We start from the raw sequence: 20658 nt of genomic DNA, 5'->3' as shown, positions 1-20658 counted from the left end.
TCAGCAATTGTAACTTTACCAAGCATGTAACCCTTAAACCCATTGTTGATCCATGCCTTACGAACTTTCCCACGATACCATCGCCCGCCAGGTCTTTGAAAAGGCCAGTACCGAAGCACGTACGCGGCGGAAGGTGGAGCGTTTTGTACGCGAGCGTTACGAAGCCTATCAGCAGCGTGGCGCGCGTCTGACGCAGGATGATGTGGATTATGTGATGCCTTATTGGGGGCAGATTAATATTTCGCAGGAGGAGGCAGATTTTATTTTTTACGCTAAAAAGCAACTGGCCACCAAACGGCGGAATATTCGCCTGTTGGTCTTCGCTATTATTGCAGTGCTATTAGGCTTAACAGCCTGGGCGGTGATCAATGGCCAGCAGGCGATAGCCAGTGAAGAACGTGCCCAAGCTAATGCCCTGGAAGCACAGGAAAATGCGGCGGCTGCTCAAGCACACGCTGCCGAAGCCTTGACTGCCAAGCAACAGGATAGTTTAAGGGCTATCAACCTGAGCATTGCCTTAAAAGTAGCAGATGCTGCCAAAGCTGCCGATAGCCTGAAAGCCATTGAATTGGGGCTCGCACTGAATGACGCGAACCTACAGCGCTTGGCCGCCGAACGGCAGACCCTACAAGCAGAGGCTTTGTCATTGGCCGCTCGTGCGCGTTCTTTGCCTCGTGAGCAAAAAGCAATTGCTTTACGGATAGCCCAGGCTGCTTGGGAAAGAACACCGACGCCACTACCAGATGTGCAGGAAACTATTTCCAGTATCTTTTATTCTCAATTTGGGTCTCCCGTACAACCCTTACCAATTGCCGATTTTTCGGAAGAGACGGGGACTGCTATGTCTGCACAATTCTCCCCTGAAGGGGATTATATAGTAACGAAATCGGATGGTGGTACTGCGAAAATACGAAACCAGGACGGTACTCTTCTAGCAGTCTTGCCTGGGCATACTCGTTTGGGCGCTGTACAGTTTTCGCCTAACGGCACCTATTTGTTGACAATATCAGATGCTGGTAGCGCGAAAGTCTGGCGCAAGAACGGCACCGCTCTCGCAACGCTATCTCATTCCGCTCCAATTTGGTCAGCCCTCTATTCACCGCAGGGTGAGTATATCTTGACCTTATCTAGGGATGGCACCGCCAAAATATGGAATCAGAATGGTGCAGAACTGAGTACCCTGGCGGCGAGTAACACTACTGTTGCCAATGCAGATTTTTCCCCCGACGGTGAGTACATCGTGACGGCATTTGATGACGGTACTGCCAAATTGTGGAATAAAAATGGCGTAGAATTAAATACCCTGGCGGGACATAATGCTTCGCTTACTTTTGTACACTTTTCTCCCGATGGTGAATATATTGTTACAGCCTCTACGGATGGCAGTGCCAAACTGTGGGATCAAAGTGGTGCAGAATTAAATACCCTGAAAGGGTATACGACTCCACTTTCTTCGGCGCGATTTTCATCTGACGGTGAGTATATCCTCTTAGAATCTTACAGTGGTAGTGCAAACTTATGGAGAAAAGATGGCTCGGAGTCCTGGAATCTATCTAGTGGGGATAAGCTCCTGTCTGCCCAGTTTTCACCTGATGGTAACTACATATTGACAGTGTCTGAATTCGATATTGCGAAGTTATGGAGTAAAGAAGGCACCGAGCTTGTAACCTTTTCAGTCCCTAATTTAGGGATTCTATCAGCGGGGTTTTCCCCCGACGCAAAGCATGTAATAACGGGTATGAACAATGGTGAGGTGAAAGTATGGAGTATAGACGGTATTGAATTGATGACTTTGATAGGCCATACCGGTGCTATTGGGTCCGCTGATTTTTCGCCTGACGGTACTTACATACTAACCGGGGCCTATGATGGTCACGCTAAACTATGGAGCACGAACGGTGCAGAGTTGACAACAGTCTTAGAAGATCAATTCAATCTTCGCTCTGCCCAATTTTCGATTGACGGAGAACAGATTTTAACGAGCGCGCATTCCGGCACAAAACTGTGGGATAAAGCGGGTAGGCTTTTAGCCACTTTCGCCAGCGATCAAGATATTACCGTTACCGGTACTTCGAATCATTTACCGTATGACCGGCAATATTTGGTAAAAAACTCTTCACCTAAACTGGTTACTGTGCAAGATGCAAGTGGCGTAGAATTATTAACCTTATCAGGTCATCAGGATTATGTTCGTTCTGCCTGTTTTTCACCTGACGGTGAGTACATCGTGACGGCATCTATCGATGGTACGGCAAAAATATGGAATAAGAACGGCATGGAATTAGCGACCCTAAGAGGCCATGAAGAGAAAGTTTACAATGCTCAATTTTCACCTGATGGCCGATATGTTGTAACGGCCTCCGGGGATGGCACCGCAAAAATTTGGAATAAGAGCGGTACAAAATTAGCGACCTTAAGAGGCCATGAAGAGAAGGTATCCACTGCTCGGTTTTCGCCAAACGGCGATTACATCGTAACGGCCTCTAATGATGATACCGCCAAGATCTGGCCCACTCCCCAACGCATCTACAACTACCTCAAAACCGAAGCTGCCATCCCTGAACTCACCCCCGAACAACGAAAACAATATGGCATTGATTGATATCTCCATAGCTGTACAGACGCATTGCAATGCATCTCAACGGCAACGAAAACAATACGGACCAGCAAACCATCCAACGAACAAACCAGTAAAACCAACAAACCAGTAAATCCATGACCCCCATCATCTTCCTCACCTTCGCCAACGACCCAGACGCGCACCTGGACCTCCTCAAGGAGGAGAGCCGGCGCTTGTACGGCGCACTCGAAGAACTGGACCGCAAGGAATACCTCAAACTCCTCCGGGAGGAGAGTGCCCAGGTCAAGGATATCTTCGCTTCTTTTACGAAGAACAAGGACCGGATAGCCATCTTTCACTACGCCGGCCACGCCGCAGGCACCCAGTTAAATTTGGAAGGTGGAAGTGGGGACGCGGAAGGCTTGGCTCAGTTGCTAGGGCAGCAGGAAGGACTACAGCTGGTCTTTCTCAACGGCTGTTCCACCAAAGGGCAGGTGCAGACGCTGTTGGCAGCGGGCGTGCCAGCGGTGATCGCTACAGCCGTACCCATCGAAGACCGCAAAGCTATGGAGTTTAGCCAGCAATTTTACGAAGCGCTGGCCAATCGCCGGACCATAGAGCAGGCATTCAAAATGGCGCAGGCTTATCTGGAAACCAAATTCAGTAAGAGCGTGGAAGTGGTGATGCGCGATGCCTCATGGGTAGGCGCAGCTGAACAAGAGAACAGTATGGACATGCCCTGGGGCCTGTACGTGCAGGAAGCTCGGAAGACCGAAATTCTGAGTTGGAAGCTGCCATTTTTTCGACCAGTAGGCTTGCCGCAAGATATGATCCAGTACATTGGGAGCAGCTTCACAGCTAACCGCTACATCGTGTTGGTGCTGGACGAGATGTGTAAATACAACCCCGATATTTACGACCAGATGGTGGAGAAAAGAGGGGAGGAGGTCATCAAAAAAGACTCGAAGCACTTCCCTTGGCTGGTAATTGAGAATTTTCCATGGCCAATTGGTTCGCAAATTCGCTTGCTGCGCTTTTATGATAAACCAAACGTAGAGCGACTGGAACATTTGGTGAGTACTTACCTGATCACCAGTCAGATGTTGTACTACATTTTGGTGTCTGATCTGTGGGAGCAATCACGCAGAACAATTCACGAAGCCAAATGGCCGCAGCTAGAGCAACAGAAATCTGCTTTTGCCAACTTCGATTTTCTAGGACAAATTCCTGCCTTGTACGATAAAATCGTCGGAATAGGAATGCCCTTTATCGGCGAGTTGGAAATGCTGGCGACTGATCTGGAAAATGCAGAAAGTCCCTTGGCTAAAGCTCATAGCTTTTTAGAAAAATTACGGAGAGAGTTGCAGACCAGCCCACCTACTGCTGATCTGGATAAGTTGTGTGTGAAAACAGAACAGGCGACTTCCATCGTCCTGCGCGCCGCGGCCTTCCTGGCTCGTTATCGTCTACTCACGGTACGCAATGTGTCCATCAATCGGCCGCGATTTGAGCCCCTGGCGTACGAGCTGGATATGGGGCCACTGAATGCCACCCAGGGCACGGGCTTAAACCTGTACCAGGATCAGGAATACCGCCGTAAGGAAAACTATTCCGATAGTTCTTCGGTCATTCTGGTATCCAACGAAAAACACCTGGATAAGTCGCTGAATCTTTCCCCTTTCCTCATCGACAAGAACACTTTTGTGAAAGTCAAGAAAAGCGAAACCACGGAGCAGGATCGTCTCGCGCACATTTTCCTGATGGGCTGGGAGGCCGACAATCAATTGACCTACCTGGCCGTTGATCACAGCTTTTTCCATGCGCTGAACAATGAAGATGACCAAATTCATACCAATATGACGCAGGAGGATTTTACGGAAGGCCGCAACCTCAAAGACGACGACTTTGGTGATGACTTTGGCCTCGACTTTGGCCTTGATGCCGATACCGGCAGCGATGACAGCCCGAAAGTATTTCAAATATTGTACGATCAGTACCTCCTCTGCAAAAACGACCTGGCGTAATGATGACGAATCCATTCAAATTCCTCGACTCCTACGACAAGGAGGACAAAGACCGCTTTTTCGGTCGCAATAAAGAAACAGCCCAGCTTTTTAATGCGGTACACGCATCGGGTTTGGTGTTGTTGTACGGTGCTTCGGGAACGGGGAAGACCAGTCTGGTCAATTGTGGCTTGGCGAACCGCTTTCAGAAGACGGATTGGCTGCCAATTTTCATTCGCAGGGGCAGTGACCTCAACCGATCGCTCTTGCGAGAAATTGGGAAGCATACCAGCACCCAGTGGGAGGACGATACGCCGTTACGGCACCGCGTAAAAGACCTCTATTTGGAAACTTACCGCCCGGTATACCTGATCTTCGACCAGTTTGAAGAACTCTATATCATGGGAACGGAGGCCGAGCAGCAGCAGTTTCACCAATCCATCAGTAACCTCCTGCAGGCGGGTTTGCAATGTAAAATCCTGCTGATCATCCGAGAAGAATACATTGCATACCTGTCGGAATTTGAGAAAGTGGTCCCTCCACTCTTTGATAACCGTTTGCGGATTGAGAAGATGAATGATCACAATCTTAGCAAAGTCGTCTTGGGCACTTGCCGCTACGGTAAGATCGAAGTAAAGGAGCCCAGAGAAACCACGGGCATGATTCTGAATAACCTCAGAAGTCCACGCGAAGGCATTGACCTGACCAACCTTCAGGTGTACCTCGATCGTCTCTGGCGGCGCGATCTTGATCGCCAAGGCAATCAACAACCAGAGCAGGTGACCTTTGATGAGGAATTGGTAGATGCTGTGGGGCCAATGAAAAATGTGCTTTCTGAATTTCTGGACGAACAAATGCAGGACATCGAAGCTGGTTTGAAAAAGCGCGGTGTCAAAAATCCGGAAGGCCTGCCCTTAGAGGTGCTGTTTACCCTCGTCACGGAAGACGGCACGAAACGAAGTAAAGACCCTGTATCCATTCAGGAAGACATGCCTGCCAACCGTAAACTGAGTGCAGCCGATCTTGAGTTTTGCCTTTCGGAGTTTGAGCGGATCAAGTTGTTAAGGCGGTTTGCAGAAGAGGTTTGAATGGTGTAAGGGTTGGTTTGATCGTTGGATGGTTTGTGGTTCAACTACTTCCGACCTCCCACCTCTGATTTCCCACTTTTAAGAGGGCGTAAAGGTTGGTAAGCTCCAAAGTAGCGTCCGGCGTGACTACTTGTGGATACCTTGCCTAAACCAGGCAGCGATAGTAGCGGAATACCCGCAGCGCAGCGAGGATATTATAGCGGATAGCGCGGCCGCCTGAAAGGCGGGCCTGCATAAAAAAGAAAGCTCATTTCTTCTGTAGTTTGCTTAAAAATTAAGATATTTCCTGCGGAATGGAAATGTCTTAATTTAGGTGGTTTGGAAAGAAAAACTTTGAAAACCTGTTACCTAAGAAAGATTCTTCCGTCTGTAGGATGTATCTTTTGTTGGACACCCTCCAAGAAACACTTTTAATTCACAGATAAAGTATTAATTATGGCTTTCGAAGTATTCAAAAATGATTCCGGAAAATTCTATTTCAACCTCAAAGCAACCAACGGTCAGGTGATCCTTTCCAGCCAGGGTTATGCTGGTAAGCCGGGCGCAATGAACGGCGTACAGTCGGTGATCAACCATGCAAAAGATGACGCTAACTTTGAGCGCAAAGAGGCAAAAGATGGTTCTCCATTCTTTACACTGAAGGCTTCTAATGGCCAGATCATTGGTAAGAGCCAGATGTACAAAGCAGTAGCTACCATGGAGAATGGTATCGAGTCTGTTAAGAAAAATGCTTCTGCTGATGCAGCTGTTAAGGATTTGACCGTTTAAGACGAGCTATTCAATAGCAAACTGAAAAGTATAACTCCTCTGTCCGTTAATTTGGGCAGAGGAGTTTCTGTTTTAGTTGGACTTTGCCATCGCCGTAGAGAAACGTGAGTAGAGCGATTCACAAACCATCAGCGATTAATTTTCTGTCTTTTTGAAAGCAATTTTTTGAGCATCTGCCTTGACAATTTTTTCGATAGCCGTTCGGAGGGTTTGGTAATTTTCCTGGGCAACACTATCGTTGACCAACTTGAATAATCGTTTGATTGTTAATGCTTGGCCAGTCACTTGAAAGGTCAACTCGTAGAACAGGTTATCATTTTCAATTTTCAAATCAGCTGGTATTTCAGCAAGTTCGTAACCTTCGGGGATGCTGATATTCAGGGTCTCGTCTTCCAATTCCCAGTTGAAGTACTGCCATAGCTCTAGCGGGTAGATGCGCTCGGTGAGAGACATGAAGTTGGGATTGCTAAGGTCATCAGAAAAGGGGATGCTGAAAATTCTGAGGCCTCCGATATCCGTAAATACACTGGGTATTTCGTAGGTGAAACTGTACATTAATTGGGCCGAATTATCATCTAATCCGGTCTGAAATGTGAGTTCTTTTAGCGATACGCCAGGTGCTTCGCCATTGATAGCTTCTTGCATCTTTTTTCGCTGGATATCTTCTCCTATCTTTTCGTAGGAATCGCGCATGCTTGATGCTGCGTATCCTGTTTTTGTGCTCTCTTTGCTTATTACCATCTTGTCACCTTCAAAACTGACGGTTGCTGTACGGACAGCCGTAGCGGGCACTTGGTCTGTCGGAGCGAGGACCTGAGCTGTTACTTTTTCCTCTAATTGTCGGGGGATTTTGAGTGCAAAAGCCCCGGAGGTGCTACTGGCCTTGACGGCAAAAGGAAGGTTCTCTGCGGTGAGTTCCAGGTAATAATCTTTCTCTTCTAGCGGGAGGTGAACAATACAGTGGTTAAAATCTATGCTGGGAAGCATCATTTCTTTTTGTCCATTTTGTCGGGTATTGACAAGCACCAAGTTGGCATCAATACCCTGGGTTTCGCAGAGTGCAACAAAGAGGGTCGATACATCTTTGCAATCGCCTTGTTTAGCAGCAATTGTTGTGGAAGCTTTCTGCGGAATGAGCCCACTCTGAAGGAAGGATACGGAACGGTAGCGGATGTTATTGACAATGTAGTCGTAAATTGTTTCCACCTTCTCCCGTGGTGTAAGGGTATTATTGGTTTCGAAAAGTTCGGCAGCTACGTTTTCTACCTCAAAATCTACTTTAGCTTTGGCTTGCGCCAGGTCAGCATACCAGTTGGCAATGTAGTTCCAATCAGGGAAAGAAGAGTAGTGGAGCGTTTTGCCAACATCGGTAAGATTAGGCATCAAGGCTTCGTATTCAATGGCAGGAACATTGGACGCTTCCCAGGTATACCGTTCATAATTGTCAAACTGCTCGATTTTTGGTTCAAGCTCGCCATTTTCTACCTTGTAGGAAAAATTGGTGCCTTCTTCGACCAAGAGAGATAAGCTGGTATGTGCTACCGGGAGGAAGAGCTCGAAAAAATGAGAACCCCAGAAGTGATTAGCCAGCTTGCCGCTGAAGTAATTTTGCAAGCGGTAGGTAATATGGATAGCGTCGCCTTCTTCGAGGTTGGAAAAGACAATATAGCCACCATTGGTTTCGGCAGCGATACGCGCACCGTTTTTCTTCAGCACTTCAGCCTTATCAATAGAGCCATCCTGATTATTGTAAACCGGAATTTGGTAATCTTTCCACGTGTCTACTCCATTGGTATTGAAAACCTTGACCACCAGAATGTGCTTTTCTTCCGAGCCTCCATCAGCGTAAATGACCTTTTGGGTTTCATCGGCCAAGAGGAGGCTATGGTCATTAGGGTAGTCTGTCCCTTCAGGTGCATCTGCGTAAATTTGGTAAACGTCAGGTTCCGTAAAAGAGGAAAAGATATCAGGTTGCTCATTGAGAATTCTAAGCTGACGGCGGGCATCGTAATTGTAGGGGTTGTAAAAAATGGCTTTGCGGTAAGATGTTTCAGCTGCTTCCTGAAGCCCTAATTCCGAATAAGTATTTGCTAGCGTTTGGTGGTAAGAGTCTATGTAAGGTGCGATGGAGATACATTCCTGTACGTAGGATTCTGCTTTTTTGTAGTTGCCAAGATTGTAGTATAAGCTAGCTAGCCTACTGTAATATCCCGTGGCGATGGGGTTGTTTTCAATTAACTTCTGGTAAGTATCAACACCTTGGTCAACAGTGCCAATATTAAAGTAGGCACTAGCCAATTCAGCGGTTGCTTCTTCAGAATAATGGTTGGCCAGGTATTTTTTCAAGACGCGGACAGCATTACGAGCATTCCCTTCAACATCTTTTTGAACCAGGTATTTGAAATAAACAAAAATGAAATTATCGGGATAGGTATCATAGGCTTTGTCGATCAAGGCAAACATTACTTCTCTTTCGTCTTTATCGCCGGCGAGTGATATTCTTCGCTGATAGACGTTTTCAGAAAGGCCTTCACGGTCCTCCATCTTTTGGATAATTTCTTCTTGTGCTTCCAGGTCATCTCTGTTTTTTGCATCATCAAGCAAGTAGCCGAGGGCGAGGGCTCCATCAGGATCTTTCTGTTTGACTTCTTCGATGAGGGTTGCTGTTTCGGTGCGATTGTCATCCTTTGCATAGGCATTCAATTGCTGAAACAAGAGATAGGTGCAATGCGGGAATAGCTCGCGAGCTTCGCTAATAACACTTTTGGCTTTGAAAATTTTATCAGTAATGATAAAGTACTGTCCGAGTACCAGGTAGTTTTCTAGATTATTAGGGGAAGCTGCTATTTTTTCACGAAAAAAGGTCTCGACTTCATCGGTTAATACGGTAGCCTCGTAATTGTACTCCTTGTCGTATTGCTGCACTTTCGTGGTGAAAGTAAGCCCCTCGATATTTTCACCTTTTTCATCTGTAATTCGTAAAAAGAAGTTGCAGTTGTCCGTTTCACTTTCACCAAGCTGGATGAGGATACGGTTGCTTCCGGCGGATAACCTTACCGGAAAAATATAGGCGTCTACGTTGTTGTTACGCTCCTGCGATTCGCTGAATAGTAATTGATCATTGACCCATACTTTTACAGAACCCGATACGCCAATGCGGAATTGTATGTCTTGTTCGATAGGGCTGGTGCAAAAATTCTGAGCGTAGATAATGGAATTCTGAGCGTAGAAGAAATAGTCCATGTCTACCCAGTTGTCCCACCTGGGCGCTTTGATGTCGAACCAACTTACAGGCACTCCCCATTTATTTCTAAAGTTAAAGCCATTATCAGGATGAGCAAGTGCTTGGAAGTTTTTATCAAAACCACTTTCAGAAATGTTCTCAAACTCGCCCAAGACAGACCAGGGTTCAATGCTTCCGGTTTGTTCATAATACCGAACAGCTTTTCGTGAATCATTGCTAGCATAATGGTGGTTCCCAAGTGCTTGCAAAGCCAGGGCTTTGAGAGTTCCTTGTTCTTTTTCTATCAACTCTTCCAGGAAGTCTATTTCAGCGTCCGTTCGTTGGCCGTAATTAGTAGACCACAACCCCATAATATAAGGAGTAGGATTGTCGCTGGTTTCGTAGAATTTTTTAAAATGTTGGAAAGTAGCTGCAGATTCAGCACTTTCTGCTGCGCCAACCAAATGCAATGCCAAGTGAGCTCGCGCTTTATCGGGCCCATTGAGGGCTGTCTCGAATACCGACCGAGCAGCATCAAAATCATTATTGGCAAAATGTTGCCAACCGACAGTGAGTGCATCCTGAGCAGCGATAGAAAAAGTAAAAAAACAGAAAAACAGAAGAGTCAGAGCGTTTTTAGAGAAAGACATCAATTTGAAGGTTTAGGAGGTGATAGACATGAATAAAAATGATCAAATAAAGGAAATGATAATTTGAAGAATTACCAAAATTAAGACCTAAATATCTTGCTGTCAAGGCAACTAAAAGCACCTAGAAATCCGCGGCTACCTCAAAACTCACCATTTCCTTGGTTACCGGATGCTTAAACGTAATGGCCGCGGCGTGCAGGTGAAGGCGAGTACCTATTTTGCCGTATAGATCATCTCCAATAATCGGGGTGTTGAGGCCCAGCGTGTGAGCCGCATGGACGCGCAATTGGTGGGTTCTACCAGTAATAGGAAAGAAATGTATGCGGGTTTTACCATCTTGGCGGTCGATCACCTTCCAGTGGGTACGCGCAGCTTTACCGTGTTCGTAGCAAACCATCTGTCGTGGGCGATCATCGATATCCAGGCGCAGCGGGAGGTCAATCGTACCTTCATCTTCAGCAACAATACCATCAAGCAAAGCTTCGTAGCGTTTACTCACCGTTCGCTTCATAAAATGGCGTTGGAGAAACTTATAAACCTCCATGGATTTAGCTATAATCATAAGGCCAGAGGTAGACATATCCAACCTATGCGCGACCATTGGGCCGGTGGCTTCCGGATACTTTTGTTTCATCCGCAACTGGATAGAATCCTTCACATGACGGCCAGGAACAGAAAGAAACTCCGGTGGCTTGTTGATGAGTAGCAGGTGCTCATCTTCATAAACAACAGGAATGTCTGTTACCTGGTTGCGGTTGCTGAGCATAGGGTTGTCGTCCAGCGTCATCCCTGCTAGCATGTGACCTAAAATAGGCTCACATTTTCCTCGACAAGCAGGATAGAAATTGCCATGTTTTCTTACTTCCGACTTTGGAGATTGCCCCCACCAGAATTCGGCCATAGCTACCGGCTGAAAGTTGTTGGCAAACGCATATTGCAGGAGCTTGGGGGCAGCGCACTCACCTGCGCCAGCGGGTGGCTTTTTTACAGCAGTGTGTTTGAAGATATCCTCCAAGCTACGCGTTTCTCCAGCCTGATTTAGAAACTGATATTGAGCAAAGAGCTGCTGCTGAAGTGCATTGGAACGGTTTTTACGGCGCTCTTTTAAAACATCAATCTCAGATTGATAATGATCGTATTGCTCCTGCGCTTGGGTTGTCCTTTCTGTCCAACGCTTTACAAGGTCTTTGAAATAAAACTGGTGTTGAAGACTTTCTTGTCTCAATTCTTCCTGAAGTACCAGGAAATCAGCCGTCTCGAATGTAATTCGGGCGGCTTCTCTTTTGACCTTGCGCGCTTTTTTGGCAGCTTTCATTTTGGTACGAAAACCTTCGACTTGTTCTGTTGCTTCTGCCTGAGTATCTGCTAAAACTTGCCGGGACTCCAATAGAGCTGGGGAGACTGATAATTGTTTAATCTGTTCGTTGATCTGATTGAGTACTTCCATGCCTTCGAGAAAAAAGCTCCCTTCGGAAAGCATATCAAAAAGTGGGGGAACAAAACCAGGATGGTGGTTGCTGTCTGCTACTTTACCCGAAAAAGCAGAGAGATAACCCAATTGTCCAGCGCTATCTTTGACTACCAGTACGCCAAACATTTTACCAATTGCAGCTTCCTGTTTATAATCGTCACTGCCGAAATTATGTTCCCAGTCTGTCTGAGTTAATAAATGTTGCTGAAGCTCTTGAGCTGCTAGCAATGCCAGCGGATGAGGTTCGTAATAGAATGGGAAAGTAAATTTCTCAGGGAGGGGTATTGCTTTGACCTCCGCTTTAAAAAGCGTGAAATTGCTAGATCTAGACGGGGTAAATGATGAGGTGGAAGATGGAGAGGTGGGAATGGTAACAGTTTTTATTCAGTCTGCAAAGGTACGTAAGCATTGAGGATAATAAAAGAAGTACCAGTTGTAGTTGTGAAAAATTGGTATTCGGTTTTTTTAGATAAATGTACAAAATACACTTATATTTGGTTGGCTTAACTATTAGGACGTTTGCACTAGGCGCAAAGTAGTTTGGGTGTACCTATTCTACCTTGCGTCAGTTTTGAGAAAAAAGGAGATTATGAAAAGGATATTCGGATTAATTATTTTTTCAGCACTGCTGGGAGTTGCTTGTGACCAGGGTGTGGAGACACCTACTGATTTTCCTCCAATTGTCACAACACCTGAAGAGGATTTCATGCGCGGGGCAGATTTATCTTATGTGAATGAAATGGAAGATTGCGGTGCTATTTATCTAAATGCAGAAGGCTCAACCGAAGATCCTTATACCATTTTTAAAAATGCGGGCACTGATATTGTAAGGTTGCGCCTATGGCATCAACCAGACTGGACGGACTACTCGAACTATGAAGACGTGAAAAAGTCTATTGAACGTGCTAAAGCTGCGGGTATGAAAGTATTGCTCGATTTTCATTATTCTGATGACTGGGCGGACCCTGGTAAGCAAAAGGTCCCGGCAGCCTGGTTGCCCGTTGTCAATGATATGATGGCCTTGGGAGATTCTGTATACAACTACACCCATCAGGTGTTAAGCCAATTAAATGACTTGAATTTGTTGCCAGAATATGTACAGGTGGGTAATGAAACCAACGCTGAAATTTTACAAGATCCTAATGGTAGCTATAATAGCATCAACTGGAATAGAAATGCTTTTTTATTGAATAAAGGCTTATCTGCCGTGCGGGCTGTGAGTACGGAAGCGGATAAAGAGATTGCGACGATGCTGCATGTGGCCCAACCTGAAAATGCATTGTGGTGGTTTGCTGAAGCTAAAGAGAATGGCTTGACGAATTTCGACTGGATAGGCATTTCTTACTACCCACTATGGTCGAATATTGTCCTCAATGATTTATCAACGGCCGTTCAGACACTCACCAGTACTTATAACAAAAACCTTATGGTTGTAGAAACGGCCTACCCATACACCTTGGATAACCTGGATGGTGCCAATAATATTCTTGGGGAAGACGCAGGGGTAGCAGGTTACGCTATCACTGAGCAAGGGCAATATGAGTATCTCAAGGCCTTGGAAGAAAAAATTGAAGCCGGTGGAGGAACCGGGCTGATCTATTGGGAACCAGCCTGGGTATCTACTTCCTGCTCTACCCGCTGGGGGCAGGGCTCTCACTGGGATAATGCTACCTTGTTTGATGAAAATAAACAAGCACTTAAAGGCATGGAGTATTACTCAGGTGAGTAGTTTTTTAGGTCTGTTACAATCCATTTCTGTTATGATTCAAAGAAAGTCTTCCTTATTCTTACTCCTGTTATGGGCTTTTACCTTAACCCTTGGAGCACAACATCGAACCACAGTTACCCTCTCCGATGGGTGGAAATTCAAGAAGGGAGAAACCAAAGATGCTCATACCGTAGGCATTAAGGATGATGGTTGGCAAACGGTAAGTGTACCCCACGACTGGGCCATTTCGGGCCCGTTTATCCTGGATGGTAATGGTAGCACCGGGAAATTGCCTTGGCAAGATCAGGCGTGGTATCGTCGGGAATTAGCTATTCCGGCTACGGCTGTTGGCCAGCGGATGTACCTGGTTTTTGATGGCGTAATGGCTTTCCCAAAAGTATACGTTAATGGCAAGCTGGCAGGGGAGTGGGACTATGGCTACAACTCGTTTTCTGTAGATATTACCGACTTCGTTACGCCTGGCGGCAAAAATGTTTTAGCGGTTCATGCTGATACCCGAAACTTTGATAGCCGCTGGTACCCCGGTGCAGGCATTTACCGAAAGGTAGAATTATTGACAGTGGCACCTGTACACGTGGATATTTGGGGCACTTACGTGACGACACCCATTGTCAAACCTCATTATGTTGATGTTCGGGTAAGTACCAAGGTTAACAACTTCGCTGCTGAACGTGCAAATGTTACCGTTATGCACGAAATCTTAAGTGATGGAGGACAAGTTGTAGCAAAAGGAAGCTTTGGAAAGTGGATTAATGCAGGGCAGCAGTCGACGCTGGAAAGTACCCTGACGGTGACAGATCCTGTTCGTTGGGATGTTGACCACCCCTACCTGTATCGCCTGGTAACCAGGGTGCAACAAGATGGAGAAATTGTAGATGAATATATCACCAATTTTGGAGTACGAACCATTCGTTTCGATCCAGATCACGGGTTTTATCTCAACGACCGTCGGGTACAACTCAGAGGCGTTAATCTCCATCATGATCACGGCCCATTGGGCGCTGCTTTCTATCCACGAGCAATGGAGCGACAGTTGGAGATCATGAAATCTATGGGCGTTAACGCTATCCGCAACAGCCATAATACTGCTGCACCCGAGCTGCTGGAGATGTGCGACCGCATGGGTCTACTGTTCTTCAATGAAGCCTTTGACAAATACGATGCTAAAGCTGCAATATTAGAGGATACTGATTTTGAAACTTTCGCTCAGCGGAACGTTCATAATTTTGTCGTTCGTGACCGCAACCACCCTTCTGTATTCTTATGGTCGGTAGGGAATGAAATCCCTGACGTTCAGAACAATGATAACAATGGCTTTCAGCGATTACATACGATGGTGAATTACGTTCGTAAGTACGATCCTACTCGCCCGGTGACGCTGGCAAATGACCAATTGGGCAATGCTGCCCGTCGGCATTTTGATTATTATGATGTGCATAGCTGGAACTATGGCCGCCGCTATCGTTTGGCTCGACAAATGGAGCCGAATAAGTCTGTAATCATTAGCGAATCTGCTTCTACTTTGAGTACGCGTGGTTTCTACGAGTTTCCCTTGCCGGAAGACAAAACGGCATTCACGAAATCTTTGCAGGTAAGTTCTTACGATTTGAATGCGCCCTGGTGGGCGGAGATCGCCGACGATGACTTTATGTGGCAGCAAGAGGAGCCTTACATCGCTGGAGAATTCGTTTGGACAGGCTTTGATTACCTCGGCGAACCTACGCCTTATGATAACACTACTGTGAAAGAAATGGGCTTTACGGATGAAGCTGCTGCCCGTAGTTCTTATTTCGGGATTGTGGATTTGGTGGGGATTCCCAAGGATCGCTACTATCTATACAAAAGTTACTGGCTGCCGGAAGAGAATATGATCCATATCCTGCCGCATTGGAACTGGCCTGAGCGGGTAGGGGAGAACGTCCCCGTTTTTGTGTACACCAATGGTGATGAGGCAGAGTTATTCCTCAACGGAAAATCACAAGGACGCCGCAGCAAGCAACCGAAGTCAGAGAATTCAGTAGACCGATTCCGCTTGATGTGGAATGACGTCGTCTACGACTCCGGTGAGTTAAAAGTAGTTGCCTATAAAGCAGGCCGAAAAATAGGAGAGCAGACACTGAAAACTGCCGGAAAGGCGACCAAGCTTCGGCTTACGCCCGACCGCACCAGAATACATGCCAATGGCCAGGACCTCTCCTACGTATTGATCGAAGCCCTGGATGCGGAAGGAAATTTAGCGCCTCTTGCTATGGATGAAATCAACCTTTCTCTTATGGGAACAGGTAGTATTGCCGGTGTTGGTAATGGTAATCCACAGTCTTTTGCCCCTTTCCAGTCCCACGAGGTGGAGTTGTTTTACGGTAAGGCAATGATAATCCTGAAGTCTGGCCAAGAACCAGGAAAAATGACGCTGAAAGCGAGCGCGGATAAGTTGGAAGCTGCTACGGCCGTGATTGGAACAGAGTAGGGTTTGTAGTTTTGGTTTATCTGACACGGAACTAATTTCTTGACTAATAAGTTTAGTGGATGAACCTATTAAAAGATCAATGAGAAAATTAGCCTCTCTTCAAAGAATTACTACCCTTGAACCCATTCCAAATGCCGATAGCATTTTGAAAGCTACTGTTCTAGGCTGGCAGCTAGTGGTAAAGAAAGGGGAGTTCTCCGTTGGAGATTTATGTGTTTATGTAGAAATTGATAGTATCCTGCCTGAGCGTCCTGAATTTGAATTTCTCAGAGCAAGAAGTAACCGAATTCGCACTGTCCGGTTGCGGGGGCAAATCTCCCAGGGAGTTTGTTTTCCTCTATCAATCTTGCCTGACACACTTGAGGTGGAAGAAGGTCTTGATGTAACGACAGTATTGGGAATCGAAAAATACGAGCCACCAATTCCTGCTCAGTTATCGGGTGTTATGAAAGGGGGATTTCCTTCATTTATTCCTAAAACGGATGAAACTCGCGTTCAAATTTTAGTTGATTTGCTACAGAAGTACGAAGGCGAGCATTGTTTTGTTACTGAAAAACTGGATGGATCAAGTGTTACCTACTACTTGAATGAAGGTGAATTTGGTGTGTGTAGCCGTAATATGGAGTTGGAAAAATCGGAAGACAATTCTTTTTGGAAAGTGGCAGTCAACCTGGGCATTGAGGCAAAACTTAATAGCCTTGGAAAGAATATTGCCATTCAAGGGGAATTGATTGGTGAAGGTATTCAACGTAATAAGTACAAGCTGAAAGGCCAGACCGTCCGGTTTTTTAATGCTTTTGACATCAGTAATTATGAGTATCTGAACTATTCAGATTTTAGAGCGCTTGTGGAAAACCTGGAGCTGCCAATGGTGCCTGTTTTAGAAGAGCGTTTCCCTTTGGTGTCAGATATCAATACACTGGTTGAATTATCTGTCGGGGGCTCTTTGTTGAGAAAGGAAACACGCCGGGAAGGTATTGTTATCCGCCCACTGAAAGAGAAAACTGATCAAATTGGCCGGGTTTCTTTTAAAGTAATCAACCCTAAGTTTTTACTGAAGTATGAGGATGCTTGAGTTAGCTCAAACGGATGGGCGAATAGATGAAGTTAAAATTAGAACATGAGTCATCCCGAATTTTGGCTAAGGCCAAAATCCAGCCTGATTTTAACTTAGAAAGAGTCTGTAATTAGCTAAAAAGAAAGATTTATCCGACTTTTTGTAGAAAACCCCATGATTCCTACTAGTGAAATCATGGGGTTTCGTCTTTAATAATAGGTTTTGCAGTTGGTCAGCACGGATTTTGATGACAATCAAAATTCGGGATGACTCATGTTTTTTTACTGTTACTTAAAGCTCTGAACGCTGCTTGATTAAGTTCAATTCTCCTTTCAATAAATCTGACATAAGGTACTTGGCCCAAATACCAGCGTACCAGTTGAAAGGCGTGTTGATGGAATACTGAGAGGTAAGAGACAGGTGAGTTGCGCCATCCGTCTGGGGCTCTAATAGGTAAGTATCTTTTAGTACATCAACATGTTTTCCACCAATGACGATGTGTTCATCCAAGACCGTTGCCGGGATTTTTGTAGGATCGACGTAAATATCCAATACTAGTTTTTTGTGAGGGACAACTTCTGTGATGGTTTCTTCAAAAACCAATCCCTTTTCGTAATAGCACATTCGTTTGTTACCTAATAGACAGGTGTCGAGCGTAGTGTAGAGGTGCTTGGGGAAGCCCAGTGCATTCGTAAGATAGGTGCCTTTTTCGCCTTGATCAACTTGGTCGATGTGCGTAATCGTTTGCCATATTTCGTCCGTAGAAGCGTTGATTGTTACAGATTCCTCCAAGGTGATGTATTGTCTTGAGGAGCTGTGGTCGCCTTCAATAAAACCCATGAAAACAGGTAACAAAAGTACTAAGGACATTTTGAGGGTTGAGGAATTGTCCCAATCGTTTTCGTCAAGAATGTCAGGGTTATTGCTGGAGGAGGATCTTTTATTCATTATTTTGAAAGTCAAAATTCCTCCCAAACCAGCGGCGAAGCTAAAGAACGGATAAATCATGATCCAGCAGATCGCACCTTCGATTTTTAGCAACATGGAGACGATCAAGAGGATTAGGCAAGTCAGCCAAGGTTTAGCAAAGGCCGACCAGTTGCTCTTAATTTTCCCTTCAGGCCAGAACCTAACGGTTAAAAAACCGATAATAAAGGGGACTAAGCAAAGGAACGTTAAACTCATGATCTCGAAATTGGGCGAAATAAACCCGAAAATCCCTCGGATCAATAATCCGTAAGAGGATGCAATAGTTAAGGCAAAAAATGACTTCATGGATTGAGTTTACGATACGGAAATCTATATTGGAGTGGGGCGCACTTTAACAAAAATAGCATCCTTTTTGCAATTGAACCGTACGGGTAATGTATCGCCTAGCCCTTTGCTAATATAGCAAGTACAACCACTTATTTTTTTGGTTAGAATATTCCATTTATAGAAAAACCTTCCTGGAAACAACCCTTTTTCATTTTGCCAGAGTACGACTTGGCTTCCGTGTAGATGCCCAGCTAAAGCGAGTTGGTAGTTACTTAGCTCTCCATTAAGTACTTGAGGCTTGTGGGCACATAAAATGGAGAAATCATTATCAATAGCCGATTGGCTTAGGTTGCCGTCAATACGAATCCGTATTGTTTTTAGGTTTAAGAAGGCGAAACTTTTTTCAATCCAGGTGACACCATAATTAGTGAGCAGTTTTTTTAAGGTGTTGATGCCAAAAAAGTAGTCGTGATTTCCTGCTACGGCGAAGCAATTATCAGGATGGGGGATGTTGCTTAAAAAGAACTCAAAAATGTTTAAACCGCGTCTTGTATCTACATAGTCACCACCCAACAGGATAATGTCAGGCTTTAAGGTATCTATTTGCTCCAGCATCCAGTGCGCAGCGGTTAGGCTATGGGCATTAAAGTGAAAGTCGGATAAATAGAGTACACTGAAGGGGTGCTTTACCTTTGCACTTATCTGTTCTTCCCTGAGCTCGAAATTATCCCTTCTCATCAGTGTACCAGATTAATACGGCCAAGCATCCAATATGCCAGTTTTGAAGGGGATTACGCCAATTAAATAATCCAGTTACCATGAAAAAACCAATAGGAATGACGGTTCTCATAGTATAAAAGATACCCATTTTGTAAGTCATATGGATGCTTCTGGCCAACGGTTTTTCAACACCATCAATTAGTAGAGGAAAAAGGAAAAGGAAATGAACTTCAAAGAAATAAAAGACCAGGATGGATAGCGGACTAAGATAACTGGCCTTGGTCCAAAAGAACAACCCGCTCATTATAAAACAGAAAAAACAAAAAGAATACTTTAAGTAACCATAGTATTCGTATGCTACATTTGAGTTGAAATTGCGTTGTTTTTTATCTATTTCATTTAACCGTTGTGTCATCCATTTTGCCCCTTTGGTGAACACTAAAGGCATGAAATCTATCTCTTGTTCTAATGGAAACTGGCTTAAATGGACCTTACTGCGGAGGAGTAGATCTTGGTAGTTCATTGGCAATAGATAAAATGAAACCAAGCTAGCCAAGCAATACCATTCCCAAAAACCAGCATCCGATGATATCTGTTTTCTATTTTTTCACAGCGATGGATATGAAAAACAAACTCGTCGTAGCAAATCGCTACTACGGTATAAATCAAGACGATGATAATGGGGACCAGGAAAACAGTAGGCTGGTTACTCATCATGGCCGCCCACATTAAAACGAACATAGGCAAACCACCGAGGCCTAAAGCCGCAGCCTCCGCATCTCTTTCTTTTTTTGAAAGCTTGAGTTTTAGTGGATCACGGTGATAGCGCCAGTCCAGAACACCGCCCAGTGTAGCCACGAAGCCAGCCACCACTAAAATGAAAAATTGTAGAGGAAGACGAGGGAAGTCAAAACCATACTTAAGTGCTAGATTTTCTTGATAGACAATCATTAACACACCAAAGAGGATTGCGGGAACAAAAAGTAATATTAGAGATAAGTAATTTCTAATACCAGTGGTTTTTAAAGGCAAAATAAGAAGCTTTTAGATTTGATCTAATCCTTCAGTTTTAAGCTATGCTCATTAATTCTGGCAGCAGAAGCTTCAATGGTTTCGTCTTTTAATTGAAGGAGAAACTCTCGGCGAACCTTCTGAATTGAATCATGATATGGACATGGATTTGTATCTGAGCATTGTTCTAAACCCAATATACACTCTTGGAAAATATCTTTCCCGTCAATAGATTCAATAATGGCCAGCAGATTGGCTGCCTTGTTTTGCTTATTCAAGAAAAAGCCACCGTTTCTTCCTTTTGTCGATGATACCATCTTATTCTTAGCGAGCTGCTGTAGAATTTTCCCCAAAAAGTGTTTTGGAACCTCTAACTCACTGGCTAATTCTTCTACCCCCAATTTAGTATCATCATCAGTGTTGATAGCTAGAAAAAGAACTGCGCGAATCGCATATTTACAAGACTTGCTAAACATATTTTGTTGTTTTTACAACGGTTGAGAGCTAAAGCAAAGATAGAACAGTAATCTGGTTAAGGCGAATTTTTAAAGATGGGGGGGGTGAAAATTCTGGGAATGAAGTCTATGGATATTATTGCGTATTATGCTGGGGGTACTTTTTATCGTGTAAAAACTTTCTTCTTTTACAATGCAC

General features: G+C 44.9%; 14 protein-coding genes. 7 read left to right on the top strand and 7 right to left on the bottom strand.

Features of this window, described 5'->3' with window-relative positions; all coding sequences use genetic code 11:
• Positions 1-52 precede the first annotated feature (52 nt).
• From A3EU_RS0118680 to A3EU_RS0118665, 4 genes are all read left to right on the top strand, one after another.
• Positions 53-2602: a WD40 repeat domain-containing protein gene (locus A3EU_RS0118680; protein ID WP_020537721.1), complete on the top strand. Its 2550-nt coding sequence runs from the start codon at positions 53-55 to the stop codon at positions 2600-2602.
• 113 nt (positions 2603-2715) lie between these two features.
• A complete protein-coding gene (locus tag A3EU_RS0118675) occupies positions 2716-4584 on the top strand; it encodes a CHAT domain-containing protein (protein WP_020537720.1) in 1869 nt (622 codons plus the stop codon).
• Entirely contained in the window at positions 4584-5651 is a 1068-nt protein-coding gene (locus A3EU_RS0118670) for an ATP-binding protein (protein WP_020537719.1), read from the top strand. The genes A3EU_RS0118675 and A3EU_RS0118670 overlap by 1 nt, the downstream gene beginning before the upstream one ends.
• A 435-nt stretch (positions 5652-6086) precedes the next feature.
• A complete protein-coding gene (locus tag A3EU_RS0118665; RefSeq protein WP_020537718.1) occupies positions 6087-6419 on the top strand; it encodes a YegP family protein in 333 nt (110 codons plus the stop codon).
• A gap of 135 nt (positions 6420-6554) precedes the next feature.
• Here the strand turns inward: A3EU_RS0118665 and A3EU_RS0118660 are convergent, their stop codons facing one another.
• Both A3EU_RS0118660 and A3EU_RS0118655 read right to left on the bottom strand, forming a co-directional pair.
• Entirely contained in the window at positions 6555-10292 is a 3738-nt protein-coding gene (locus tag A3EU_RS0118660) for a DUF3857 domain-containing protein (RefSeq protein WP_020537717.1), read from the bottom strand.
• 121 nt (positions 10293-10413) lie between these two features.
• The gene (locus A3EU_RS0118655) at positions 10414-11991 is read right to left on the bottom strand and encodes an RluA family pseudouridine synthase (protein WP_020537716.1); all 1578 of its coding nucleotides are present in this window, start codon (positions 11989-11991) and stop codon (positions 10414-10416) included.
• Between the two features lie 361 nt (positions 11992-12352).
• Here A3EU_RS0118655 and A3EU_RS0118645 point away from each other — a divergent pair, with 361 nt between their 5' ends.
• From A3EU_RS0118645 to A3EU_RS0118635, 3 genes are all read left to right on the top strand, one after another.
• Positions 12353-13492: a glycoside hydrolase family 53 protein gene (locus A3EU_RS0118645; protein ID WP_020537714.1), complete on the top strand. Its 1140-nt coding sequence runs from the start codon at positions 12353-12355 to the stop codon at positions 13490-13492.
• A 31-nt stretch (positions 13493-13523) separates the two neighbouring features.
• Entirely contained in the window at positions 13524-15959 is a 2436-nt protein-coding gene (locus tag A3EU_RS0118640) for a glycoside hydrolase family 2 TIM barrel-domain containing protein (protein WP_020537713.1), read from the top strand.
• A gap of 79 nt (positions 15960-16038) precedes the next feature.
• Positions 16039-17034, top strand: a complete 996-nt coding sequence (locus A3EU_RS0118635) for an RNA ligase (ATP) (protein ID WP_020537712.1) — start codon at positions 16039-16041, stop codon at positions 17032-17034.
• Between the two features lie 273 nt (positions 17035-17307).
• On the opposite strand, the gene A3EU_RS31055 is transcribed toward A3EU_RS0118635, so the two are convergent.
• From A3EU_RS31055 to A3EU_RS31050, 5 genes are all read right to left on the bottom strand, one after another.
• On the bottom strand, positions 17308-18291 hold the full coding sequence (locus tag A3EU_RS31055) for a hypothetical protein (protein ID WP_044086187.1): 984 nt from the start codon (positions 18289-18291) through the stop codon (positions 17308-17310).
• Between the two features lie 24 nt (positions 18292-18315).
• Positions 18316-19011 carry a metallophosphoesterase gene (locus A3EU_RS0118620; RefSeq protein ID WP_020537709.1) on the bottom strand — a complete coding sequence of 232 codons (696 nt, stop codon included), beginning with the start codon at positions 19009-19011 and terminating at the stop codon, positions 18316-18318.
• On the bottom strand, positions 18998-19516 hold the full coding sequence (locus A3EU_RS0118615; protein WP_156825819.1) for a hypothetical protein: 519 nt from the start codon (positions 19514-19516) through the stop codon (positions 18998-19000). Before A3EU_RS0118615 ends, A3EU_RS0118620 begins: the two co-directional genes overlap by 14 nt.
• Positions 19513-19944, bottom strand: coding sequence for a hypothetical protein (locus tag A3EU_RS0118610; protein ID WP_020537707.1), 432 nt, complete (start codon positions 19942-19944; stop codon positions 19513-19515). The genes A3EU_RS0118615 and A3EU_RS0118610 overlap by 4 nt, the downstream gene beginning before the upstream one ends.
• A 104-nt stretch (positions 19945-20048) precedes the next feature.
• Complete coding sequence (locus A3EU_RS31050; protein ID WP_020537706.1) at positions 20049-20480, bottom strand: RrF2 family transcriptional regulator; 432 nt, start codon at positions 20478-20480, stop codon at positions 20049-20051.
• Positions 20481-20658 lie beyond the last annotated feature (178 nt).

Source organism: Lewinella cohaerens DSM 23179 (genome assembly GCF_000379805.1).
In the GTDB taxonomy this organism is placed as follows: Bacteria; Bacteroidota; Bacteroidia; order Chitinophagales; family Saprospiraceae; genus Lewinella; species Lewinella cohaerens.
The sequence above is the reverse complement of the archived record's forward strand: the minus strand, read 5'-3'. Positions and strand labels throughout refer to the sequence as shown.